This is a genomic window from Paenibacillus sp. HJGM_3, from assembly GCF_045062745.1.
GTDB lineage: Bacteria > Bacillota > Bacilli > Paenibacillales > NBRC-103111 > Paenibacillus_AA.
The window spans coordinates 57,793-82,973 of sequence record NZ_JBJGED010000026.1 but is presented as its reverse complement, the minus strand read 5'-3'; the positions used below and the strand labels follow the sequence as shown (position 1 = coordinate 82,973).

Below are 25,181 nucleotides of genomic sequence, written 5' to 3'. Positions count from 1 at the left end.
CAGGCAGTCTGAATCCGAGCTTAAACGAACATGAAAAGCACATGAAGCCCAGCTGAGAGTTTGCTGAGAATGGAAAATCAGGCATACAAAAACGCCGCAAGCTCAATAGGCTCACGGCGCGGGGAAACCATTATTCAATTAGGTGTTGCTGACGGACGTAGAAGCGGAAGGCTTCCATTTTTGCTGCTGCGGCGCCGGTTGGGGCGATTGCTGCGGCTGCCCGTCTTTGGAATCGCGGCGCTGCTGAAGCTTCTGCTTCAGATCCTGAGCCTTCTCCTTTAACTCCTGCGCTTTCTCTTTCAGCTCGGGCTTCGACTGCGGCTTGCTCTCCACGAACTTTTTCAGCCCGTCGGTCATCGCGTCCTTCAGCTTGCCGATCAGCGCTTCTTCCGTGATGCCTTTTTCTTGCGCGATCTCGGCGAGCGACTTGCCGGCGTCACGAGCTGCCTTTAGCTCTTCCTTCGTCATGCCGAGAATCGTAGCGAGCTGCTCCTCGTTGCCGAACACGCCGAAGCCCATCCCGCCACGCCCGAAGCCGAAGCCATGATCGAATCCAGGCTTCCCGGGATGACCCGGACCGCCCATACCCGGCCCCGGGCCGAATGGGATGCCTTTGGTCGTAATGCCTTCCTTCAGCTTGGCGGAGAGGTCGGCCTTCATCTTATCCGCTTGCTCTTGCGTGAGCTTACCGGCCGCTACCGCTTCGTCGAGCTTCTTCGTTGCAGCGTCGGTCAGCTTTTGCAGCAGATCCGCTTCGCTCACGCCTGCGGCCTGGGCGATTTCCGACAGCGTCTGGCCGGCTTTCAGCTTTTCGACAAGCGCCTTTTCATCCAGACCCAGGATGGTGGCGGTTTCCTTCAACAAGTTGCCTTCCTTGAAGTTGAACTTGGTCTTGAACTCTGTTAGATGCCGTTCATGCAGAGCTTTCTCCTTCTTCGCGGTATCGGAATCGGCCGGTTTCGAAGGCGTCGCCGTTGCCGTCGGCTCGTCGGCGAAGGCATCGGACTGCAGCAGCCCGATCGCTCCGCCGCCTAACAATACCGTTGCCGCAATCGTCGTCGTAAGTACTTTTTTGTTGATCATCTTCATGACCATCTCTCCTAGGGTTTGGATTATTTTTCCTCGTAAGCGCAGTTTATCCCCGCAAGATGAAATCTACCTTAACTCTACCTGAAGAGAGGATAAATGTCAGCTGAGAGTTAGCTGAAAGTTGTGCAAGCTGCATTGGGCATAAGATTTCCATGTTAAGGAATACTAAAAGCACTTGGATGGAAAGGAATCCCATGCTATGTCCACTACTCACTCAGCCCCTGAACCCATCTCGCCAAACGTACGGGAAGCCCGCGCGCGTCTTGAAGAAATCTTCGCCGATTGCCATGATTTCACCGTGAAAGAGTGGAGCTATGGTCCCGATCTGGAGTATTCGGCATGCGGGTTCCTGCTTAATACACTGTCGCAAAACTATCGAACCACATATACACAGGCGCTGTTTCAAGATTTGTCGCCGCTTAAGGGTGCCTTGGATGCCGATTTAACGCCCGACAAAATTTCCCGATTTTTCGATTCCTCCGGCGTGTCCTCCCATACCGTCCAGATTCTGGACTCGGTCGATCAGGTGGTCCGAAATTTGACCGACGGCCACATCATTATCCTGATCGACGGCTGGGACCATGCGATCAGCTGCGAGATGCCGGGCGTTGAGACGAGAAGCGTCTCGGAGCCGACGATGGAGCCGGTCGTGTTCGGTCCTCACAACAGCACGATCGAGGATTTGAAGACGAATATAGGCCTGATTCGCGCCTTGATCAAGACGCCGAGGCTCAAGTTCAAGCTGTTGAACGCCGGACCGAATTGCCGCCGCGAAATTGTTTATGGCTATATAAGCGATATAGTGTGCCCGGATGATTTGAATCTGTTCGAAAAGCGGTTAAGCTCCATTGAGGATAAGGATATTCTAGACACGACTTATCTGGAGGAATGGGTCGAGCCGTCGGTTTATTCACCATTCCCGCAGGTCCGCTATACGGAACGGCCTGATGTAGTGACTTCGGCTCTGTTGACGGGCAAGATCATCATGTTTGTTCAGGGATCACCTACGGTCATGATCTGCCCAGGTCTGTTCATCGACTTTTTCTCCACCAGCGAGGACTTCTACCAGCGAACGGTCTTCTCGACGCTCATCCGCTGGCTGCGCTTAATCGCCTTCGTCATGGCCATTACGCTGCCCAGTCTGTATATCGCACTGTCGACATTCCATACGGAGCTTATTCCTACGGTATTGCTGCTGGCGATTCTGGATACGAGGGAGAAAATTCCGTTTCCTGCGTTCGTCGAAGCCCTGCTGATGGAATTTTTCTTCGAGCTGCTCCGGGAAGCGGGGATCCGGCTTCCCCGGCCGATCGGTTCGGCCGTGAGCATAGTGGGGGCCCTCGTAATCGGGCAAGCGGCCATCCAAGCCAAGATTGCCTCCCCGATCATGGTCATCATCGTGGCGTTGACGGGGATCGCATCCTTCGCCATGCCTCAGTACAACTTGGCCATCGCCTTGCGTGTCCTTAGGTTCCCGCTGATGATCATGGCGGCTACATTGGGCGGTTTCGGCCTCATGATCGCCTATTTCCTCCTTTTGCTGCATCTGACTAAGCTGAAGTCGCTCTCTCAAGCGTATTTGACCGGTTTCGCGCCTCTCGACTTCAGACGAATGGTGAACGAGTTGTTGGTACGCGCCCCGATTCGATCGATGCTGCGGAAATCCCGGCAACGACCGGGGGGCGTCCGATGAACCGATGGGCATCCTGGATTTTCACCATTGGCGCTCTGCTCAGCTTGACCGGGTGCTGGAATAAATACGAGCTGACGCAATGGGCATTCGTACAGGCCGTAGCGATCGATCCGGCGGAGCATAACCGGGTTCGGTTAACGACCCACTTCTACAAGCCGGGCGGAGGCGGCGGGTTGGAAGGGACGCGGAGACCTACGGAAAGCTTCAACATTCGTACGGAGGGCGACAACATCTCCGTTGCGATTTCGAACATCTCCAATGAACTCGGCCGTACGGCCCAGTGGGGGCATATACGCATCATTCTAATCAGCGATGAGATGGCTACCCATCAAAAAATAAAGGGGATCATCGATTACTTTCTGCGGGATCACGAGCCTACCGAAACCGCACTGGTCGCGATTACGAAGGGACCGGCCGGCGAGTATTTGAATCGCAAGCCTTATATCGAGAGTACAATCGGGCAGCAGCTTCGCGAAATCATCCAATCGTCCAAACGGTTCAATGGGATGACGAGGGAGTTGAATTTGCTTCAAACCGCAATCGCCCTAAAAAATCAGACCGGGATCGCCCTGCTGCCCTATATGGTGCCGGCCCGGGGAGAGAGTGAACCGGTGACGATGAATGGAGTTGCCGTATTCAAAAATTATTCCATGATCAAACCGGAGCTTCCGGCGGAAAGCGCCAAATATGTCTTGATGCTGCGGAATGAATATGAACGCGGGGTTCTGGCATTCCCATGCGAAGGAGATCCGGCCAACCGGAAAGACACTTTCGAGCATGTGAACGTCGTCAGCTCCGCCAAGATCAAGATTCAAAAAGAGACGGTGGCGGTCAAGCTCCATGTAATCTTGACAGGCGGTTATGGAGAGCTGCAGTGCTCGACAGTCCGCAGTGTAAGCGATGAAGCCCGGGTCAAGCAAGAGATTACCGATATGCTGGAGCAGGAGTTCCGCAAAACGATAGCCCTGATGCAGAGCCGGCAATTGGATTTGCTCAATATCGGCGATGCCGTGTACCGCCAGCATCCGGATGTGTGGCGGAAATGGAAGAGCACTTGGGGAAAACGGCTATCGGAAGCGACCTTCGACTACAAGATCGATATTCGCATGACGAACACGGGAATCACGAAGCCCAAGCCTTACGGCAGTTAGGAGAGAGAACAATGGGAGTAAGACTTCTAATTAGTTTGCTCGCGCTCGCCATAGTAGTGATTTCTGACTGGAAGAGGCTTAGACGCGGTACCGCCATTGCCCGAACGTGCTACATCGTAGTCATCCTGTATGCCATGTATACCGCGTCCAGCTTCGTCTTGATGCGGCCGTTGCCGAACTTGAATCACGCGGTCTCCCTCGTTTTTCTGAAGCCCGCTTCCGCTATTGACGCCGTACTCAAAGCAAAAGAACCTGAGAACGAGAAAGCGGGGGATTCGAGTGGGAGCATATGATACCATATCCCCGCAGCAAACGGCCGCCCTGCTGCTCGTCAGCACAACGGGCTCCACAATTCTGTTCATTCCGTCCACCCTTATGGCGCAATCGGGGAACGCGTTCTGGATCGCCTGGCTCGTGGCCGGGCTCTACGGAAGCCTGCAACTAAGCGTCATGCTCTATATCCGCCGGCGGTTTCACGGACAATCGGTGATCGAAGGCGGGATCGAAACGATAGGCTATACCTTGACGGTCCTCTTAATGGTCCCGTTCGTCCTGTTTATGATTTTGCTGCAAGGTTATATTTATTTCTCGATCGGAGCCTTCTTTACAACGACCATGATGCGCGATACGCCGGTTTATGTTTTCAACGGGCTCATCGCCCTGGTCTCCGCTCTGACCGTACGGGCCGGAGTGGTTGTCATGGCTCGCATGTTCACAATGATGAGCTTCCTTCTAGTCGGCGTCATCGTCCTCGTGCTGTTATTAGCTCTGAAGAATTACCATTTGAACTACCTGCTTCCGATACTGCCCAATGGCATCAAGCCGGTATTCCATAGCGTTTATGAGACCGGCGGTTTCATTTACGGAGACTTCCTGGTCTTCACATTCCTATTCGCTTATATGCGGCCGAAACAGGGGGAGACCGGGAGCAAGCCGATCGTGCTCGCCTTTCTGCTCAATTGGCTGATCATTGCGATGATTTCCGGATGTACCATTATGACGCTGGGGCCGATAACCAACGAATATCAATATCCGTTGTTCGTGCTTTCCCGGCAGATCAGCATTCAAGAAATCATCGAGCGTGGAGAATCCATTATCGGCATGTCGATGATGGCCGGTTCCTACATGAAGGCAACGATCACACTGTTCGCGTTGAATACGGCCCTTACGCGGCTGCTGAAGCTGAAGGAGGACGGCCTGCTCGTGTATCCTCTGGCCTTGCTCGGGTTCGTCTTGTCGCTTGTCCTCGTTCAGAATGAAGCGGAATTCGGAGAGGTGCTCTTGACTTGGCCGCTGGTGACGTTCACGGTGAGCTTGACGCTTATCTTCGTGGCGGTTGCCGCACAATTCATCAAGCGGTCTGCCAAATCCGAATAAAGTCAGTGGCTTACATCCATGGAAAAAGGGAGCTCGCGCTCCCTTCTCCCACCTCATATGTGAATCTCCTCTGATTGGTACAGCTCTCTTTTTCTAGTTTTCCGCCTTCAGATCGGCCAGCAAGCGTCTCAAGGAGCCCGTGCCGTTCTCGATCACATCGTACACGAGAATATGGTACACATTGCTGAACTCGCTCAGTTGATCGTTCGTGAACTTGATCGATGTCGAGCCGTTCTTGATCGCATTGAAGGCGAGTGTCTGTGTAGCGACGGGATTGCCGTCCGCGTCGACCAGGTCGAACTGCAGCGTGGAAGTTGCTGCGTCAACCAAAAGCTGCTCCTTCTTGACCAAGTCGAGGTCGACCCGGAACTGGAAGGTGTAGGTTTTATTCAAGAACGCGTAGAACAAGCTGAAATCGTTGATGATCGCCCCATACGGGTACAGGCTGTAGTGCCGGTCTTCCTCGTCCGCCAGGAGAGCGGTCTTGAAAGCGCCGAGCGTCAGCTTGACCGGAGCTGCCGTCTTGCCGTCGTACAAATGGATCGTATACGTCTGTCCTTCCGTAGCGTTCGGCACCAAATAGGTGAAGGTGAGCATGTAGCTCGTATTCGGAGCGACTTCTTGGGAGCCGGGCTTTATGACGCTGCCGGAGTAGACGAGGCCGTCCTCGCCGATGAGCTCCGTGCTCCATTCCGGCATCGCAATGGTCGAGGTTCCCGTATTGGTCAGTTTGAATTTCGCCACCGCCGTCTTGTAGCCGTTCGCTACGTTCTCGTAGAGGCGGAAATCCATCAGCGCCGTATCGAGGTGATCGTTCACCAGTTGACTCGGCTGCAGCTTCAATGGCTCGCCGACTGTATAGGCCGCCCCGACGACACCCTGCTGTGGGGTGGCATTCGACAAGTCCGTCATCAGAACCGGCAACGTCTGCCCCGTACCATTGGCATCTTTCGCCGTCGGCTCCAGAAGCACGAACTGGAGCTGGTCTTCCGGAATGCCGGCCGGCATCACCGCGTAATAGCTGAGCATCGTAGAGGCATTGGGTGACAAATAAGCGGGCGTGCTGCCCGATACTGCGGCGGCGGCGGACAGCCCGACGGACTTCAACTGCACTTGCCCGCCATAGGCCGGAAGGGCAACCAACCTCGAGCTCTTATTGCTGACGCGTACAGAAGCCTGCACGAGCACTTGATCGCCTTGCTTCGTTACCGTAGAAGACTCTACCGCGGCAGCGAGCGGCTTCGTACCGTCCGTGCCGGACAGCTGCTTCTCCGTGCCGATGGGAAGCACATGCGAACTGTTCGCGAGACCCAATGAGCCGAGCAGTGTCTCGCTGCCGGCGTCTTCCTTGTACAGGTCGAGGTTCCAGAACGCGCTCGCTTGCGATTCCTCGGATACGGCCGCCTGCACGATCAGCTGGCGGCTCGCGCCCGGCAGGATCGGCTGATCGCCGCCCTGCACGACGGTAGCGGCGAACAGCTGCCCTTCCGCATTCGTCAGCCTGTACTTCAAGCCGGCCGGAAGTTTGACCGACGCACTGCCCGAATTCGTCAATGTCAAGTCCGTGTACGTATTCCAGCCGCTTGTCTGATGCACCATGTAGCTCTCTTCCAGCCGGAACGACACGGACGTACCCGTATTCAGCGAGGCATCCGCGAGCGAGAGATCCACAGTCGTTTCTGACGTAGCGGTATTACCCGCTTCCTGGATCGCGGCTGCTACCGATAGTGCGCCTAGATCCCGCATGTAATTCGGCAAGCTGTAATCCCATTGGAATAGCGTTACCTTCATATCGCCGGCCTTCAGCCCGCTGGCTGTCCTCGCAGTGAAGGCGAACGTCTGCTCCTTGCCCGGCTGCACACGCGCGTTGACTTTGCCTACTTGTGTAGCCGTGAAGCTCCGGCCTTGCGAATCGGTGACGCGGGCCCCGTAATAGTTGAAGTCCACATCCTGGCTGCTGCCGTTGTGCAACCGCAGGTTGAACTTGAGCAAGCCGCTGTCGGTCCCGGTCGAATACGACACCTGCTCCAAGGTGAAGTAGGTGGAGCCATTGATGTAGACGCCTTCCGGCCACGCGTACGCGAATGGAGCGGCGATCACCAAGGTGAGCAGGGACGCGATGAGCAGCAGGAACGTGTTGCGGCGCGAGCGCCTGCGCCCCGGGCGGTTCAATTGTGGGGTCAAGGGGTGACGACCTCCTTCTCATGATGGGTGGATTAATCGAATCGAAGCGCGTCGATCGGCTTGAGACGCGAAGCCTGATTCGCCGGGTACAGCCCGAACACGATGCCGACGAGCACGGAGAAGCCGAGTGCATACAAGCCGATATTGAGCGAAACGACCGTCGGTTGAGTTGGGTTCATTAGCGGCCATAGCCAAGCCGCGCCCACACCCAAGGCGAGCCCGAGTATCCCGCCAAGTCCGCTGATCACCATCGCCTCGGCGAGGAACTGCAGCAGGATATGCAGGCGTCTCGCTCCGATCGACTTGCGGATGCCGATCTCCCTAGTGCGCTCGCTGACGGTTACGAGCATGATGTTCATGATCCCGATGCCGCCTACGAGCAGCGAGATGCACGCCACGCTGATCAGCTGATTCGTAAGGGTGCTCGAGGCTTCCTTCTTCGCTTTGATCAATTCGTCCTGATTCTGGATGCGGAAACCGTTCTCGTTTTTGAACTGGTACGTTAAATATTGGGTGATCGTCGCTTGGGCCGTCGCGACGTCATCCTTTGTCGGCGCTTCCAGGTAGGCGGTCCGGATGCTGCCCATCTTGCTCGCCCTCGTCGCCGCCGACAGCGGGACGATGATCGAGCTGTCAGCCGAAGTCCCATTCGTGTTGGACCCTTTCTCCTTAAGTACACCGACAACTTCGTAGACGACTCCGTCTATGTGGAGCTCTTGGCCGATCGGGTTGCCCAAGCCGAACAGCGTCTTGGCCGCCTCGCTGCCGATGACCGCGACCTGATTGCGAAAGTCCTGGTCTGCCGGGACGAGGAACCGTCCTTCCGCGACGCTCAGCTTCATGACCGACATGTACCGGTCGTTCGTCCCGATGACCGAGAAGGACGTGTCCGATTCGCGCTCGGCCTTCACCGTCGCCCCGGCCTTGGACACGACAGGCGCGATCGTATCGATCTCCGGCAAAATCTCGAGCTGCATCAGATTGTCATAGTTGATCTGCGTCGCGCGGCCGTTGCCGTTCAGATTGGCCACGATCAGATTCGTGCCGAGCCCTTCATATTGTTTCTCGATCTGCGCGGACGTACCTTGTCCGATCGCGACCAACGTGACGACGGAGCCGACGCCGATAATGACGCCGAGCATCGTCAGCAGCGTGCGCAGCGGCTTCGCCGTAATCGTGCGCAACGCCATGATGAGGAGCTCCACGAGGCTCATACGAGCACCTCCTGACCCGACGGGGCGATGCGGGGCGTATGCGGCTTATCTCCGGCGATGCGGCCGTCGCGGATGGACACGATCCGCTTCGCATGCTCGGCGATATGCAGATCGTGGGTGATGAGGACGATCGTGTTGCCCTGCTCGTTCAGCTCCATGATGAGCTCCAGCACCTCGATGCCGGTGCGAGAATCCAGAGCGCCGGTCGGCTCGTCCGCGAGGAGGAGCGACGGGGCCACCGCCAGCGCGCGGGCGATCGCGACGCGCTGCTGCTGGCCGCCGGACAGCTGGCTCGGCCGGTGGCCGAGACGTTCGCCCATCCCGAGCGACTCCAGCACATGGGCTGCCCTCTCCCGCCGGTCGCGCTTGCCCATGCCGGCATAGATAAGCGGAAGCTCCACGTTCTCGACCGCCGATAGACGGGGCAGCAGATTGAACTGCTGGAAGATGAAGCCGATCTTCTCATTCCGCAGCCGCGCCAGCTGACTGTCGGACAGCTTCTCGGTCGCAACCCCGTCGAGAAGGTACGTGCCTTCCGTAGGCGTATCGAGCAGGCCGATCATATTCATCATCGTCGATTTGCCCGAGCCGCTCGGGCCTACGATGGCGACGAACTCGCCGGCTTCGATCGAGAGCGACACCTCCTGGAGGATCGGGACGAGCGCCGACCCCCGGCCATACACTTTGCTGATGTTGTTCAGCTCAATCATGTTCATCGCGGTCAGCCTCCTCTGCCGGTCGTTCCCCGAGTCGCGCCGCCGCCTGTGTTTCCTCCCGCTCCGGCTCCTGCGGCTCCTGCGCCGCCTGCCCCTCCGGCACCGCCTGCACCGCCGCCCGCTCCGGCACCTCCTGCACCACCGCCAGGGAATCCGCCTTGGCCTTGGAGGCCGCCGAAGTTGCCGTTCTGGAACTGCTGCCTCAGCTGGTCGATCTGCTGTTGCGTCCCGTTTGTTTGTCTTTGCGTAACTGGCAGCAGGACGGTTTCTCCTTCCTTCAGGCCATCCGTTATTTCCACTTGAGTCTTGCTGCGAATGCCGATCTTAACCGGCCGTTTCTCCTCCTTGCCGTCCGCCGAGACGACCGTCACACTCGATTCGCCTCGAGAAGTGCTGATCGCCTGGATCGGGACGAGCAGGGCATCCTTTTTGTCCTGAATCAAAATCTCCGACGTAGCCGTCATGCCATACTTCAGCTGGTCCTGCGGGTTTTTCACCGTCAGCATCACGTCGTAATACGTCACCCCGTTAGTAGTGACTCCGACCGTAGAGACTGAGGCGACCTCCCCTTCGAACGGCCGTACGCCCAGGGAATCCACACGAACCTCCGCCTTCATGCCTGGTTTGATCGAGGGCAGGTCCAGCTCATCGACCTGAATCGGAAGCGACATGGCGCTCATATTCGCCACCGCCCCGAGGGTTACGCCCGCCTCCACCTTCGCTCCTACGGGATAGCTCGTCAACACGTTCTTCTTTTGATCGGCGAAGTCGGAAGAGAACACGCCGTCGAACGGAGCCACAACGGTCAATTCTTTAATCTTCGCCTGCACGTTGTCCACCGCGGCCGTTTGCTTCTCCACGTCCACCTGTTTGTCGGTAATGCTGTCCGCAAGCGTCTTGTTCTCGATCGACACCAGGGTCGTTCCGGCTTGGACAATGTCGCCCGTCTTCCCCTTCAATTCCGAAATCGTACCGGACGCCTTGGCGATCACGTTCACGGTTTTCGCATACTCCAGTGCGGCCGTTCCGGACGATTTCACTTCGATGCCGTTTACTTGGACGCTGCCGGACACCTGCATGCCCGCATCCAGCGAACCATCGCCCGTAATGTCCAGTTGAACGTCAATCAATTTGTTCCCTGACGCATCGACCTTCGGTTGCGTACCGAGGGACGTCACCGTGCCGGTCTTGGTCAACACATAGCCGGATACGCTCAAATCGACGGGATCGCCCTTCTGCAGCTGCATGACTTCCGCGAGCGGGAAGGCGAGCTTGACGGTCAATGACGAATTGTCCGCGATCGTCCCGATCTTGCCGTTCACGCTGATATTCGAGCCGACGTCCAAGTTGTTCGCGAGGGTTAGCTTGCCGGTCAGAGGCGCCGTTACCCGCAAGTGGTTTTGCTGATCGACCAGGTCGGCCAGTTCCCGGTTCAGCTTATTCAGGGCCGATTGGGCGTCCTTCAAGTCCGTATCCAGCGTCGGATTGGCGATCTCGAACAGCACGTCTCCTTGCTTCACCGCCAGGCTGCGGGTCAAGTTCATCGTCTTGATCGTCCCGCTGGACGGCGTCGTTATGTTCTGCACGCTCTGGGCTTGGAACTGAGACGTCCCTGAGACCGATTGCCGAATCTCTCCTTTCTTCGCGACGGCGGTCGTCGTGGCGGCCTCCGCTGCCGCCGTCTGAGGCTTGTTCGCTACGAACGCCCAGTAGCCGCCCCCTCCGCCTCCCGCCAGAAGAAGCGCCGCGAGTACGGTCCACACCATTTTGCGCTTCCGTTGCATACCGGTCCTCCTTATGTGTTTGCCCAAGCAAGTGCATGCTTTGCTTCGGCTGCAGCTGCTTTACAAGCTGAAGTATAAGGGCGCTGGCTGAGCGCCGCCTGAATGCGGGCTGAACGATTCATGAGCGCCCGCTGAGAGTTTGCTGATTGCCGCCTTTTCGGGTTGCAGCCTCTTGCCGGCTCGCGGATAATAAGGGGAAGGAAAGCCAACACTGGTACCATTTGAATCAGGAGTGATAAATGGATGAAGGTAAAAGGAATCCGCATCGTCGCCGTCGACGATGAGCCGCATATTTTGCAGTTTCTCGAGATCGGATTATTGAACGAGGGCTTCGAGGTGCAGACCGCGCAGGACGGGATGACCGCGATCGGGTTAATCAAGGAGTTTCAGCCGCATGTCGCCATTCTGGACGTGATGATGCCGGGCATGGACGGCTTCGAGGTGTGCCGCACGATTAAGAAGACGGAGAACGTGGCCGTCATCATGCTGACCGCCAAGGAAGAGGTGGACGACCGGGTCAAAGGGTTGAATTCCGGCGCCGACGATTACATGATCAAGCCGTTCAGCTTCGACGAGCTGCTCGCCCGTATTCAGGCCCGGCTGCGAAACCAATTCCCGAATTTGCTCGGCGAGGTCACATATGGACCGTTCCGGATTGATGACCGCCGCAAGGAGATCAGCCTGGACAATCACGTGCTGGAGCTCTCGCCGACCGAATACGAGCTGCTCAAGTTTATGGTCATCAATCATGGGCTTGTGCTCAGCAAACCGATGATTCTCGATAAAGTGTGGGGGTATGATTTCGCGGGAGACGACAATATCGTGGAAGTGTACGTGCGTTCGCTGCGGGATAAGCTGGGAGACAAAGAGCATCGGCTCATCCGGACATTGAGGGGCTCAGGATACCGGGTTGATTTGCCATGAAGCTAGAGTGGAAGTCTAGACTGTCCCGTATCTTTAATTCCTTCAAGCGTCTGGCACTGCCGAATTCGCTCCGATTTCAGCTGCTCGCGCGGTCGCTTGCGATCTTATCCGTCATCTTGTTGCTGGTAGGCCTCTTACAGTACGTGGTGACCAAGCACTTTTTATTTGAAAATAAAGCCGAAAGCTTGCGTTCCCAAGCCAACTCCGTCCCACGGGAAATATTCGGTCCGGGCGGTGTTGGGCGCCGGGAGGCGCCTGCCCCTTTCCAGGGGGAGCTGACACTTGCGTTTATCGATGAGAACGGCAACTACACCGTGCTGCTCGAGACGGCTTCGATTTCAGCCCCTAGGCTGGAGGCGGAAGCTTACTTGGCGAAGCTGCGCACGAAGAATTTCAAGGATTACCAAATCATTCGAGACAATTCCCGTCAAGAGCAGCTCGTAGTGCTGCAGCCGTTCATTGACCGCAACCGTCGGGGACTGATCCAAGTAAGCACGAGCACCGAGCCGCTCAAGGCCATCCTGATCAGCCAAAGCATGACATTCGCCGGCCTGTCGCTTCTCGCGCTATTAGTCGGGCTGCTGGCCTTCTTCCCGGTTTTGAAACGAACGCTCGTGCCGCTGTCCAAGATGGTGCGAACCGTCGAACAGATCGATGCCGGCAATCTCGCCGAACGGTTCCCGGCGGTGCAAGGTCAGGTCGAGATCGACCGGCTATCCGGTTCCTTCAACGGCATGCTCGAGCGTCTCGAGTCTTCGTTCCAAGCCGAGAAAGAGACAACCGAGATGATGCGCCGGTTCATCGCGGATGCTTCCCATGAGCTGCGCACGCCGCTTACGACGATTCACGGCTTTCTCGAGGTGCTGCTCCGAGGGGCCGCTCAACAGCCGGAGCAATTGGACCGGGCACTGCACAGCATGATGAGCGAGTCGGAACGAATCAACAAATTGGTGGGGGACTTGCTGCTGCTGGCGCGGCTGGACCGGAGCCCTACGATCCGGATGACGCCGGGTAAGCTCGATGAACTTGTCCGGGAGATGGAGCCGCAGCTTCGAATCCTGGCACGGGACCGAGAAGTGTTGTTCCAGCTGGAGTCCGAAATCCCTTGCCTGTTCGACCCGGACAAGATGAAGCAGGTCATCTTAAACTTGTTTCAGAATGCCGTACAGCATACGGATGCCGAAAAGGGTTCGATTATCGTCTCCGTACGAGCAAGCGGGAAAGGAGCTGAGCTGCTCGTCGAAGACAACGGACCGGGCATCCCTCCCGAGGACCTGCCGCTCGTGTTCAACCGCTTTTATCGGGTGGACACGTCTCGAGCGCGCAAATATGGAGGCGCCGGCCTCGGCCTCGCCATTACGAAGTCGATCGTGGACCTGCACGGCGGGTTGATTCGAGTGGATACGATGCCGGGGAAAGGTTCGGTGTTTCGCGTCTGGCTGCCGGGTGTTCCTTGGGAAACTTCGGGTTGATGGTAAATTATGTATTTTCTATGCAGTTGAATCCACGCTTGTTCGAGGGAATTGGGGTATTCCCGCTCCTTATGGCCACTATCCCTTTCGCTCAGATTGGCGCGATTAAGGGATTTTGGAAAAGAGAAACAACGAGTAGTCGGGGTGTTTGAAGATTCTTTGGACGTACTGAGTGAAAGGGATAGTGGTCATAAGAAGTTAAAAAGGCCCATTGGCAGTTTACGACTACCGATGGGCCTATTTTCTGTACCCTGCATTTTTTGAAACTATGCTACTCCTTCAAAGACCCGACCATCGCGCCCTTGACGAAATACTTTTGCAGGAACGGGTACACGATCAGGATCGGCACGGTGGCGAACAGTGTGATGCCGGCCTTCAGCATCTCCGGTGTCAGCAAGGTGGCAAGCTCGGTCGTAGACGCCATCTGATTGGCCTGCTCCTCCATGATCAAGTTGCGCAATAACACCTGAAGCGGGAGCAAGCTTTTGTCGCGGATGAAGATGATCGCGTTGAAGTACGAGTTCCATTGCCCTACGGCATGGAACAATGCGATGGTGGCGATCACGGGAGCGGACAGCGGGATGGCGATACGCCAGAACGTGCCGAACTCGGTGCAGCCGTCAATCTTGGACGCCTCGAACATCTCGCTCGAGATGCCCTGGAAGAATGTTTTCATGATGATGACATTGAACGCATTAAGCGCGCCCGGAATCATGAGCACCCAGAGCGTATTCTCCATCCCGAGCGACCGGATCAGCAAGTAATTCGGGATGAGCGGTGCCGAGAAGATGAACGTCAGGATAATGCCGCGGAGCACCCAGCGGCGGCCGGTCATCTTGGGACGCGACAGCGAGAACGCCAGCGTCGATGTGAACGCGAGGGCGATCAGGGTGCCGAAGACGGTAATAATTACGCTGTTCCACAACGCGTTCCACATGTTGCCCATGCCGAAGATGGTGCGGTATACCTCCACGTTGAAGCCCTTCGGCCAGAAGCTGACGAGCTTGGCGTTGGCATACACCGGCGAGCTAAGCGAGACTGCGGCTAGGTGGATCATCGGCGCGATCATGGACAAGCACAGAATGACGAAAAACAGCGCATTGAATGTTGGGAATAGCCGAATCCCTTTGCGGCCTGGCATGAGGTCATCCCTCCTTCTCTAGTAGATCCATCAGTAGATGCTTTCCCCGGTCGTCTTGCGGCTCAGGGCGTTCAGGCTGACGACCAGAACGAGGCCGACCAGCGACTTGAACATGCCGATGGCCGTAGTCAGACTGAACTGCGAGCTGAGCAGCCCCACACGGTACACGTATGTGTCGATCACTTCACCGACATCGCGGACGAGCGGATTCAGCATGATCAGCACTTGCTCCACGTTGGAGTCCAGGACGTGCCCGACGCGCAGCAGGAACAGCACGACGATCGCAGGGACGAGAGAAGGCAGCGTAATGGACCACATTTGGCGGAACCGTCCGGCTCCGTCGACCATCGCCGCTTCATAGAGACTCGGGTTAATCCCCGAAAGGGCCGCCAAGTAAATGATCATCCCCCAGCCCATTTCCTTCCAGATGCCCATGCTGACGATGATGCTGCGGAAATATTCCGTCTGGGTCAAGTAATCTTTATTCGGCACCCCCATCCACCCAAGCAGCATATGGAGGAAGCCGTCTTGCGACAGCATATTGATGAAGATGCTTCCCACAATGACCCAAGATAGGAAATGGGGTAAATAGAGCAGCGTCTGCACCCAGCGCTTGAACCACGTTTTGCCGATCTCATTGAGCAAGAGGGCCAGAATGAGCGGCGCCGGGAATCCGAAGACGAGCGAGTACAAGCTTAAGAGCAGCGTATTGCCTAGAATTTTATAAAACTCTGCGTATGTGAACATATTCTCGAAATGCTTGAACCCCACCCATCGGCTGCCGGTGAAGCCCGAGAAGATGTTGTAGTCTTGAAAAGCGATCAAATTGCCCAGCATCGGTACATAGCGGAACAGGAGAAAATGCAAAATACCGGGCAGCGCAATCAACCATAGCAGCAGCACGTCGTTGGACTTGATCTTGTTGAGCATGATTCCGCTCCCCTCTATCGAAAGTAAGGGCCTCCGCCCGACCGTTCCCGGTCTGGCAGAGGCGTCGGTCTACCAATCGAATCCAGCTTATTTCTTGTGAAAGCTGTTGTACCAGTTCGTTGCTTCTTTGATAATGTCCTCTCCACCGCGACGCTTCCATTCGGTCACGAACTTGTCGAAGGCCGAATCTACGTCTTCCTTGCCGGTGACGACTTTGGCGAACATATCGAGGAACAGCGTACCCGCATTCGTACCCGGCACGAGTTCCGGCTTCGTCTTGAGGCTTTCCAAGGTAGGCATATGCAGCGCATCGTTCTTGATCACGTTCTTGTTGGCCGTTTCCACACCGGCTTTCAGCGCGTCGGAGTTCGGCGCTACATCCAGTACACGAGGCATCATCCGGCCATCGCCGCGTGGGTTGATAGACAATTGATAGAACACGCTGGCATCGTTATCTTTGTTCGCCGGAGCGTTCATATCCCACTTCGGCTTGCCATTCTCAATCGTGTAGTTCGTATCCTTAATGCCCATGGCGAAGAAGTCGTCCGCTTCGTCCGACCAGGCCCAGTTCAGGAACTTGATCGCTTCTACCGCGTTTTTGTTCTTAGCCGGCATGACCCAGACGAAGTAAATTTGGTCTCCGGCCGGCCACAGACCGGAGCCTTTCCCGCCTTGAGGCGTTTGAATCATAGAGACTTTGGCGCCCTTCTCGTTCGCATAAAATTCCGGGATGCCCCAGTTCGTGTTGTAGTTCGTCACGTCATGGGTCCAGACGCCGCCTTTGCCTTGCTTGATGCCCGCTTCCCAGTCCGCCGCTTTGTTCGTGAACAGGTTCGGGTTGATGTAGCCATTATCGTACAGATTCTTCCAGAACTTGATCGCGTCTTTCATCTCAGGTTGAATCATACCGGGCTCGAGCTTGCCGTTCTTCAAATACCACGTATTCGGCTCGGCGCCAAATTCGCTGAAGAACAAGTTCGAGTAAATCAAGTTCTCGCGAACGTAGAACCCGTATTCATCGTTCGGGTCGCCGTTGCCGTTCATATCTTCTTTCTTAACCGCTTCGAAAAATTTCAAGTAATCGTCCAGCGTCTTGGGCTGCTGCATGCCGAGCTTGTCCAGCCAGTCTTGACGAATATAGACAACTCGGGAGGCTGGAAGCGCGGACAAAGCCGGAATACCGAAAATTTTGCCGTCCTTGCTGACCTTCGGACTGTTCCAGGCTTCCGCCGGAATTTTCTTCTTCAGGTTCGGTCCGTATTTCTCGATCAGCGGAGTCAAATCCTCAAATACGCCTTGGTCCACCGCACCCGGGTGCATCGTCGAGTTAATGCTGTCGGTACGCACCATATCGGGCAAATCCGCCGACGCGAATCGGACGGTGAGCTGCTGGGTAAAGTCGTTGCCGTGGCCCAGAAATTCGAACTTCAGGTTCGTTCCGGACAGACGGGACAATTCCTTGATATACTTGTCGTCATCCTTCACCTGCATTGCATACTTGGCGTTGGAGTGGGACAGCAGGATGCTCAGGTTCTTGGGCCCTTGGCTCGCACCGTTGTCCGCAGCATTCTGGTCTTTGCCGCCGCAGCCCGCCAGAACGGTTGCACTGACCAGCGTAACGGCGAACACGGAAGCAAACGCTTTCTTTGTGTTGCTCATCGACACACTCTCCTCTATTTAGTTGGTCGGGTATCCCCCTGCTGTCATTGTGCCGCCCGCTAGCCATTACGGGCAATTCTCATTTGTTGGGATCGCCTACAACAAATAAAGATAAACGCCTGTGCAACTTAGGATAAGCCGCTTGCGCAGAGCGATTGGGCGGTGCCGGGTGCGAGCTGCACGTTCACGATGGATCCGTCCGACAAGTTGCGGAGGGTGAGCGTGAAGGGGACCCTCGAGTCGTTGCGCAGCACGACGGTCTCGTCGGCCACGATCGCTTCCAAGGCGCCGGGCGCCTCAGACAAGGCGGCAGCGGCTTCCGCCGGGAGCCTCAGCTCCACCCGGCTTACGCTATAGCGCGCCTCACCCGGTTCGACTCGCCCGAACCGCCGCACTTGCCGCGCGGCGAGAAGCTGGCGTCCCTCATACAGCTTCACGACCGCAGCTCCGTCTCCGGCCCGCTGCCAGCTACCGGTCGCGGTGAAGCGGGCCGGGCTGCGGCCGTGATGGACGATGACCAGATTGCCGTCCGTCTCGAGGACGAAGAGCCGGTCGTGATCCGCGCTCAGAAGATGCGTCTCCGCCGCTGCATCGGCTGTTTGCCGGGCCGTGCGGTTCGGCAGCGTGAGTACGGCGAATGCCGGCAGTTCCATCGGAGCCTCACATCGAAGCCCGGTGCGCTCGTTTAGCGTGAGTACGTCCTCTACGCCTTTCCATTTCGGGTATTCGTGCTGGTTCAAGTAAGCCATGCCGGCTGAACCGAACGTGACATACCCGATTTCGTCGTTCACATTCACCCAAGTATTCGATTCCAGGGCTTCGTAGACGTTTGGAGACCGGCCATAGAAGCCTTCATACTGCTTGGAGCCGGTCGGGGTATGGATCGTCTTGATGCCGGCAGCTTCATCGGGCAGCTCGGCGTAGCGCTCGTTCCGAATCCCGATGACGCCCGTCGAAAGCCTTGCAATTTCGCACGGTTGCGTAATTCCGACATGCTCCACATACACACTGCGGCCATCCGGCAGCGACACGAAGCCGATCCGCTGCAGCACCTCGCCGCCTGCGCCCCGCCTCAGCTCGGCAGTAGCGCCGAAGCCGTCGGCTTGGTCCTGTATTCTTTCTTGCAGCGTATCGAGAACGAACGATTCATTATGCGCCCGGCCGGGGGGACGGCCGACGAATTCGACCTCGCCCGTATAGCTCGCGTACAGCGGCGTAACGCTCCACATCGCCTTCTTCGGCAGCGTAAGGGCCATCACATGGCTTCTCCAACTGAACGAGGAGAACGTGTCCGCCGTCCGATGGGTGATAAAGCTTCCGTACGGATAGAGATGCACTCCGCTCATGCGGCGCTCGAACGACTCCGGCTCGGCCGGCTCGGCTCCAGGGCCTCCGAATACATGGAGCATGAAGGCGATCGCGACACTGTGCGCGGAAGCGAACTCCATATCGACCGCCGTCTGGTAGCTGCTAGCGACGACGATGCATTCCTCGCCGTTCTCCTCCAGCATACAGCCTCGGGTGTTGCTCGCCTGAATGCGTTCGACATACTCCAGGGTGCGCCGCTCCAACAGCGCGGCATCGGCGTCGCCGTGCAGGACGTTCATCATCGCGTGGCCGACCAGCGCCTCATGCTGCCGGTTGTACCACCAATCCTGCCCCTGGATCGGAATCGGGTAGCCGTCCAGCAAGCTCCAACGCTTGATCGTCTGCTCGTACATGGGCAAATTGTTGAGTGTCAATTGTTCCGGAACCGGCTCTCCCGCCATTTTGTAGTACAAGGCGCTATTGCCCCGCAGCGCAATGCCGGCGAACATGTACGAAGGGTGTACGAAAGCATGATTCTCCGCGGTGAAATCCGGATGAAACGTCGTAACCGTTACGTCCGGTGCCCGCAGCAGCTGATCCTTCACCGTAGTGACGCTGTTGATCGCCCATCGTTCGGCCGCTTCCTGCCATTGCCGATGACGCGGATGGTCGGGGAAGAGCGCCACAGCTGCATAAAGGCCGGACGATGTCCAGGCATTCTCCTCGCATTGCGTATTGGCGTATACGCCGTTCCGCGGCTCCTCTTCGAAGGACCAACGGTCGGCGTAGTAGACGAGCACATTCTCCACCAGCTGGCGCGTCTCCGGGTCCAACTCGTCCCACAGCAGCCATGCCGCATGGCCGATCGCATTCACCGTCGTGCCGGTCTGGCTGGCACGGAAGAAGTTCTCGCCGCGGCCTCCCCATTTTTGCTTGCTGCAAAAAGGGTTGCGCCCTTCCGTCCGTACACATTCCTCCGGGCCGGAATCGTGCGTGAAGGCCAAATACCGGAGCGCTTGGATCGCCCTTCGGATCACCGTCTCCCGCGGCAGTCCGGTCAGCGCCGCATCGTACTCGCCCAGCTTGCCGGCGACGGCGTAGATCATGGCCGTGTATGACGTCTCCAGGCCATACCAGTACGAGCCGCCGAAGAAATGGCCGCAATTCGGCCGCTCCGGCCACTCCGCGAACTGCTGGTCCGCGTAGCGGATCCAGCGGAGCAGCACGGCGTTCATGCGCCGCGTCAGCTCACCCTGCTGCACCTGATCCCAACGGATCGCCCGCGTACGAGGCGGGTTCGGGATCCGGTTCGATGATGGATCGCTTGCTTGACTATTCACAGGCTCATCCCCCTATAGATCGGATTGAACTCCTTAGCACATTCAGTTTGCCTCGGCAAGGGCTGACGTTCAATGTTCACTTGTTGGGGAACCGCCTTGACCGGCAAGGATAAATCAGGATAACTCCCGGCGCAAATGAGGATAAATCTATGCCGATAGCCCTGCTAGCGTTTAGGCGCCATCGCGCTTCCATTTGCGGAACTCTCCCGGCGGCACGCTGTGCCATTGCTTGAACGTCCGGTTGAAATTTTGTACGCTGGAATACCCGAGCTGCTCGGCAATTTCTTTGATCGGCATGTCGGTATGCTCGAGCCATTCTTTCGCCTTCGTCATCTTCAGCTCCAGCACGAACTCGCTGAACGTCCGACCGGACTCCTCTTTGAAAATCCGGCTTAGGTAGGATAGCGACAGCTGGAAATGATCGGCCACGAGCTGAAGCGATACATCGTCCTGCATGCGATCTTGCACGAACTGTACGACTTGGCTCACCGTCCGGGCCTGCTTCGACACCGCTTCCTTGTGCAGCTGCGCCTTCACCGCCGGGAACAGCTCCTCATTCAACCATTGCTCCAGCTCCGGCAGGGAGCGCATCCGGGACAACCGCTCGTGCACGTCCTCGCCGGTCACTTGCTGAATCTCGCAGCCGGCTTGCTGTAGCGTATAATCGAGCTCGCCCAGCATGTAGGAGAATAAGCCGCGCGCCGTCTCCGGCTTCAGCTGCGCCTTCGGCAGCTCGGCTACGAGCTGGGCGAGCTGCGCGCCGGATTGCTCCAGGTTGCCGTGGACGACGTGGAAGACGATTTGCTTCTGCCGCTCGACCATTTGCCGGCTGGACCGCAGCAGCTGCTCGTCGGCCCGATCGGCGGCGATCGTGATCTCGTTGCCTAGTACGAGCCGGTGGCTCAGCAGCGCGACGGCTTCTTCATAACCACGGCCGATCGTGGCATAGCTCGGCTGCGGGTTACTGATGGCGACACTGACGGGGAACCGGAAATACTGCCGCACGTTCGCCCGCATCTCGTCGGCGCATTGCCGCAGCTCGCCCCGCAGCTCCGGACGCGCATCGTCTGCCCCGATCAGCAGAACGACTTGTCCTGTCTTCGACGTGAACCCCGTACATTCCGGGAACCGGTTGAACGTCTCCTCCATCATTTTGAACAGAGCATAATGGATAAGGGCCCGATCGTTCTCCTGATACGTCCGGTGGAACGCGGGAATATCGTCCGCTTCCGCCACACACACGAACACCTGTGAGCCCTGCAGCCGCATGTTGATCCGGTCGGCCAGCTGGCGCAGCTCCGGCTCGGACAGCTCGCCTCTCAGCAGCTGCTGGAACACGCCCTGCTTCAAATACGGGAATTGCTCGGTCAGCCGGTCGTTCAGCTTGCGATTCGCGTCGGCCAGCTGCACCATATAGGCGTCCAGCACGGCGAGACCGTCTTGCTTGGACTTGCCTTTACCGAGCGGAATGACCTTGTCCGAGAGCCGCTGAATCGGAAAATACATCCGCTTCGAGCCGATCGCCGCGACCAGGGTCCAGATGAGCGCGAGCAGGCCGACCACGATCCACGTCGCCAGTTTGATCCGTTCCGACTGCTCCGTCAGCTCGCTCATCGGGGTCATCGCCACATAGGTCCAGTTCGTATCCGGCGACACTTGGGTATACAGCTTGAAAGCTTCGCCTCCCACGTCCATCGTCTGGGGGCGGTCTTCCCGCTCGTCGTCCAGCATTTCGCTGGGGACGACACTGTTCAGCGGCCGGCCCATCTCGGAGAGCTTCGAGCTGATGACGATCCGGCCGGTCTGATCGGCGACCAAGATGCGCGTGCCTTGACCGCGTTCGACGGATCCGACGAATTTCAAGATGTTCTCCGGGGCTACCTGCAGCACCAGCACCCCTTCGGTATAATTCGAGGAGATCGGAATCGGGCGGAACAGCAGCATATTCGGCTGATCGTCGAAGCTGTTGGCCGGGACGAAAAACGACTGATTCGCGGCCGGCTTCATTTTGTCGAGAATGTTGGGAAGCTTCTGTTGGCTAAAAGAATTCGGGTCGTACTCATTGGAATAAATATAATTGTTGAATCGCTTGTACAAAATGGAGACATGATACTTCACGGGCGACGTGCTGCGGATGCGACGGATCGTCTCGTTCATTTCCAGCGATTCGGTCAAATTGTCAATACCTGGTCCGTACTGGACCGACCGCTCCACGGACAAATTCGTCGCAATATAGATCGAAGCCATATTCAGGCTGTTCGTAAATTGGTTCAATTGCACCTGCATCTGATTCAGCATGTAGCGATGGTTTTTGTCCACCTCCGCTTGCAGGCTGCGGGACGCCATATAAGAGGAGAGCAACCCTACGGTCAACACCGGGAAAATGCTCAGCACGAGGGAGTATACCAGCAGCTTGCGTTTGAAAGAAACACCCGACATGCGCAGAATTCGCTTAACCGTCTGGGAAGACATCGCATTCGGCTCCTTCCGCGTAATAGTACCACTATTATACTTGTATTTTTTGAATACGTATACAAAACGGGGCTAGAAATACAATCAAGCCTTCCTCCATCCGTTGGTACGGGCGAAGGAAGGCTTGATATTGCCGGTGGGACGGCGAGCTAGAGTGTTACGACAGCTTTAATGACTTGAGACTCCGGCCGCAGCCATTCGTCGAACCGCTCGATCATCGACTCGAACGGCGCCCGGTGGGTGATATACCCGTCCACATCGATACGGCCGCTCGCGACGGCTTCCCGCACGAGCGCGAAGTCTTCGAGGGTTGCGTTCCGGCTGGCGAGCAGCGTCAGCTCCCGCTTGTGGAACTCCGGGTCGTGGAAGGCGAGATCGCTCTTCACGAGTCCCACAAGCACGAGCGTCCCGCCGTGCGCGGCGAGGCCGAACGCCTGCTCCATCGACCGGGCGTTGCCGGTCGCGTCGAACACGACGGTCGGAAGATCCCCGCCCGACATTGCCTCGAGCTGCGCCTTCGCCTCCGGCTCCGCCGCGTTCAAGGCGAAGTCCGCCTGCGCCCAGCGGCGGCAATAAGCGAGCCGCTCATCCTTGACGTCCATCGCGATGACGGTGGCGCCGCGATGCTTGGCGAACGCCATGACGCCGAGGCCGATCGGCCCGGCGCCGATGACGAGCGCGACGTCGCCGGCCGCGAGCCCCGATCGGCGCACCGCGTGTGCGCCGATGCTGAGCGGCTCCAGCATGGCGGCCTGATCGAGCGTCAGGCCGCCCGCGCGGAGCACGTGGCTCGCCGGCACGACGAGCCGCTCGCGCATGCCGCCGTCGACGTGGACGCCGAGCACCTGCAGGCTGACGCAGCAGTTCGTCCGGCCTCGACGGCAGGCGATGCACGTCCCGCAGTGGAGATACGGGACGATGCTGACGGTATCGCCGACGGCCAAGCCGGAGACGGCGCTGCCCATCGTCTCCACGGTCCCGGCTAGCTCATGGCCGAGGACGCGCGGGTATGTGAAGAACGGCTGCCGGCCCCGGTATGCGTGCAGGTCCGTGCCGCAGATGCCGATGCGCCGAATGCGGACGACGACCTCGTCCGGTCCGGGCGCCGTCGGTTCCGGCAGCTCTACATAGCGGAGCTCCTCGACGCGTTCGCATACAATGCCTTTCATCCCGATCCCTCCTAAATTGACCTCGGATTAGTTAAAGAATCACGCCGTCTTTGAAAATCGCGATCTCGCGGAACCCGTTGCGCTCGTTCTTCGTCTGCACCTCGCCGGACGCGAGCCGGATCAGGTATGCCCACAGCTCGTCGGTCAGCTCGGGCATCGACTTGTCCTCGAGCAGCGCGCCGGCGTTGTAGTCGATCCAGTTCGCCTTGCGCGCCGCGAGCTCGCTGTTCGTCGACAGCTTCACGGTCGGTACCGGACCGCCGAACGGCGTCCCGCGGCCGGTCGTGAACAGCACGATGTGCGCCCCGGCCGCCGACAGAGCCGTCACGGAGACGAGGTCGTTGCCAGGCGCCTCCAGCAGATTCAGCCCGGTCCGGCTGACGCGGTGCCCGTAGGGAAGAACGTCCGTGACGGTAGCGTGACCGCCCTTCTGCGTGCAGCCGAGCGACTTCTCCTCCAGCGTGCTGATGCCGCCGTCCTTGTTGCCCGGGGACGGATTCTCATAGATCTCCTGATTATGCCGGATGAAATATTGCTTGAAGTCGTTGATGAGGTTCACGATATCGCCGAACACTTGCTCATCGGCCGCTCGGTTCATCAGAATCGTCTCGGCGCCGAACATCTCCGGTACCTCGGTCAGAATGGCGGTGCCTCCGGCTGCGATCAGCCGGTCGGACACCGTGCCGACGAGCGGGTTCGCCGTGATGCCGGACAGCCCGTCCGAGCCGCCGCACTTCAGCCCCAACTTAAGCCTCGAGACCGGAACCGCCTCCCGTCGGAACCGCTGCGCATATTGGACGAGCTCGTCGATCAGCTCGAGACCGGTCTCCAGCTCGTCCTCGACATCCTGCGACCGCATGAATTTCACGCGGTTCTCGTCGTACTCTCCGATCGCCTGCTTGAACGAATCGATCTGATTGTTCTCGCAGCCGAGCCCTACAACCAGCACTCCCGCGGCGTTGGGATGATTCACTAGAGAAGCGAGCAGGCGCTGGGTGTACTTCAGGTCATCGCCCAGCTGGGAGCAGCCGAACGGATGGGAGAAATGAAACACCCCATCCACTTGACCTGCGTACGCGGCCTGACCCCGCTGCGCCAAAATGTCGCACGTCTTGTTGATGCAGCCGACCGTATTGATGATCCAAATTTCGTTGCGGATTCCAACCTCGCCGTTCTCCCGAACGTAGCCTTGGAACGTCTGCCGCGTGAGATCTTCGGGAACGAAGCGCACTCCAGCTGCGGCCGAATCGGCAGCCGGCTCATACGTATACTCGAGGATGGCGCCCAAGCCGGTGCCAAGATTGTGCGTATGCACCCAGCGGCCCGCCTCAATCGGCTCCTTCGCCTTGCCGATGGAATAGCCGAACTTGAGCACGTCTTCTCCGGCCGCTACCGGGCGAGTTAAGATCTTATGCCCTTTCGGCACATCGTCCAGAATTGAGAGCTCCACCCCGTCCACATTGACCGTATCGCCCTTCGCGAACGGCTGCAGGGCGATAATGACGTGGTCCCGCTCGCTTAACCTTACCCAATTGTTCATGATTGTCCCGTGATCCCC

18 protein-coding genes are annotated in these 25,181 nt (G+C 57.8%); 6 read left to right on the top strand and 12 right to left on the bottom strand.

The window, feature by feature from the left end; translation table 11 throughout:
• Positions 1 to 138: 138 nt before the first annotated feature.
• Complete coding sequence (locus ACI5FR_RS25000; protein WP_405459463.1) at positions 139 to 1,089, bottom strand: hypothetical protein; 951 nt, start codon at positions 1,087 to 1,089, stop codon at positions 139 to 141.
• A 199-nt stretch (positions 1,090 to 1,288) separates the two neighbouring features.
• On the opposite strand from ACI5FR_RS25000, the gene ACI5FR_RS24995 reads away from it, so the two are divergent.
• Genes ACI5FR_RS24995 through ACI5FR_RS24980 form a run of 4 tightly spaced genes read left to right on the top strand, consistent with a single transcriptional unit; the run spans position 1,289 to position 5,310 of the window.
• Positions 1,289 to 2,782 carry a spore germination protein gene (locus ACI5FR_RS24995; RefSeq protein ID WP_405459460.1) on the top strand — a complete coding sequence of 498 codons (1,494 nt, stop codon included), beginning with the start codon at positions 1,289 to 1,291 and terminating at the stop codon, positions 2,780 to 2,782.
• Entirely contained in the window at positions 2,779 to 3,933 is a 1,155-nt protein-coding gene (locus ACI5FR_RS24990) for a Ger(x)C family spore germination protein (protein WP_405459457.1), read from the top strand. The genes ACI5FR_RS24995 and ACI5FR_RS24990 overlap by 4 nt, the downstream gene beginning before the upstream one ends.
• 11 nt (positions 3,934 to 3,944) lie before the next feature.
• Positions 3,945 to 4,226 carry a hypothetical protein gene (locus ACI5FR_RS24985; RefSeq protein ID WP_405459454.1) on the top strand — a complete coding sequence of 94 codons (282 nt, stop codon included), beginning with the start codon at positions 3,945 to 3,947 and terminating at the stop codon, positions 4,224 to 4,226.
• Complete coding sequence (locus tag ACI5FR_RS24980) at positions 4,213 to 5,310, top strand: GerAB/ArcD/ProY family transporter (protein WP_405459452.1); 1,098 nt, start codon at positions 4,213 to 4,215, stop codon at positions 5,308 to 5,310. The genes ACI5FR_RS24985 and ACI5FR_RS24980 overlap by 14 nt, the downstream gene beginning before the upstream one ends.
• Before the next feature lie 93 nt (positions 5,311 to 5,403).
• On the opposite strand, the gene ACI5FR_RS24975 is transcribed toward ACI5FR_RS24980, so the two are convergent.
• Genes ACI5FR_RS24975 through ACI5FR_RS24960 form a run of 4 tightly spaced genes read right to left on the bottom strand, consistent with a single transcriptional unit; the run spans position 5,404 to position 11,208 of the window.
• Complete coding sequence (locus tag ACI5FR_RS24975; protein WP_405459450.1) at positions 5,404 to 7,494, bottom strand: hypothetical protein; 2,091 nt, start codon at positions 7,492 to 7,494, stop codon at positions 5,404 to 5,406.
• 32 nt (positions 7,495 to 7,526) lie between these two features.
• A complete protein-coding gene (locus ACI5FR_RS24970) occupies positions 7,527 to 8,708 on the bottom strand; it encodes an ABC transporter permease (protein WP_405459448.1) in 1,182 nt (393 codons plus the stop codon).
• The gene (locus ACI5FR_RS24965) at positions 8,705 to 9,424 is read right to left on the bottom strand and encodes an ABC transporter ATP-binding protein (RefSeq protein ID WP_405459445.1); all 720 of its coding nucleotides are present in this window, start codon (positions 9,422 to 9,424) and stop codon (positions 8,705 to 8,707) included. Before ACI5FR_RS24965 ends, ACI5FR_RS24970 begins: the two co-directional genes overlap by 4 nt.
• Before the next feature lie 5 nt (positions 9,425 to 9,429).
• The gene (locus tag ACI5FR_RS24960; protein ID WP_405459444.1) at positions 9,430 to 11,208 is read right to left on the bottom strand and encodes an efflux RND transporter periplasmic adaptor subunit; all 1,779 of its coding nucleotides are present in this window, start codon (positions 11,206 to 11,208) and stop codon (positions 9,430 to 9,432) included.
• 243 nt (positions 11,209 to 11,451) lie between these two features.
• Between ACI5FR_RS24960 and ACI5FR_RS24955 the strand changes: the two genes are divergently transcribed.
• Both ACI5FR_RS24955 and ACI5FR_RS24950 read left to right on the top strand, forming a co-directional pair.
• On the top strand, positions 11,452 to 12,132 hold the full coding sequence (locus tag ACI5FR_RS24955; RefSeq protein ID WP_405459442.1) for a response regulator transcription factor: 681 nt from the start codon (positions 11,452 to 11,454) through the stop codon (positions 12,130 to 12,132).
• Positions 12,129 to 13,604, top strand: a complete 1,476-nt coding sequence (locus ACI5FR_RS24950; RefSeq protein WP_405459440.1) for a sensor histidine kinase — start codon at positions 12,129 to 12,131, stop codon at positions 13,602 to 13,604. Before ACI5FR_RS24955 ends, ACI5FR_RS24950 begins: the two co-directional genes overlap by 4 nt.
• Positions 13,605 to 13,875: 271 nt before the next feature.
• On the opposite strand, the gene ACI5FR_RS24945 is transcribed toward ACI5FR_RS24950, so the two are convergent.
• The 7 genes from ACI5FR_RS24945 to ACI5FR_RS24915 all read right to left on the bottom strand — a co-directional run bounded on the left by ACI5FR_RS24945 (position 13,876) and on the right by ACI5FR_RS24915 (position 25,163).
• Entirely contained in the window at positions 13,876 to 14,745 is an 870-nt protein-coding gene (locus ACI5FR_RS24945; protein WP_405459438.1) for a carbohydrate ABC transporter permease, read from the bottom strand.
• A gap of 30 nt (positions 14,746 to 14,775) precedes the next feature.
• Complete coding sequence (locus ACI5FR_RS24940) at positions 14,776 to 15,675, bottom strand: ABC transporter permease (RefSeq protein ID WP_405459436.1); 900 nt, start codon at positions 15,673 to 15,675, stop codon at positions 14,776 to 14,778.
• A gap of 87 nt (positions 15,676 to 15,762) precedes the next feature.
• Positions 15,763 to 17,334, bottom strand: a complete 1,572-nt coding sequence (locus tag ACI5FR_RS24935) for a type 2 periplasmic-binding domain-containing protein (protein ID WP_405459434.1) — start codon at positions 17,332 to 17,334, stop codon at positions 15,763 to 15,765.
• Between the two features lie 128 nt (positions 17,335 to 17,462).
• Complete coding sequence (locus tag ACI5FR_RS24930; RefSeq protein ID WP_405459432.1) at positions 17,463 to 19,982, bottom strand: hypothetical protein; 2,520 nt, start codon at positions 19,980 to 19,982, stop codon at positions 17,463 to 17,465.
• A gap of 171 nt (positions 19,983 to 20,153) precedes the next feature.
• A complete protein-coding gene (locus ACI5FR_RS24925; RefSeq protein ID WP_405459430.1) occupies positions 20,154 to 22,454 on the bottom strand; it encodes a helix-turn-helix domain-containing protein in 2,301 nt (766 codons plus the stop codon).
• 149 nt (positions 22,455 to 22,603) lie between these two features.
• The gene (locus ACI5FR_RS24920) at positions 22,604 to 23,623 is read right to left on the bottom strand and encodes a zinc-binding alcohol dehydrogenase family protein (protein ID WP_405459428.1); all 1,020 of its coding nucleotides are present in this window, start codon (positions 23,621 to 23,623) and stop codon (positions 22,604 to 22,606) included.
• Between the two features lie 31 nt (positions 23,624 to 23,654).
• Complete coding sequence (locus ACI5FR_RS24915) at positions 23,655 to 25,163, bottom strand: UxaA family hydrolase (RefSeq protein WP_405459427.1); 1,509 nt, start codon at positions 25,161 to 25,163, stop codon at positions 23,655 to 23,657.
• Positions 25,164 to 25,181: the final 18 nt, after the last annotated feature.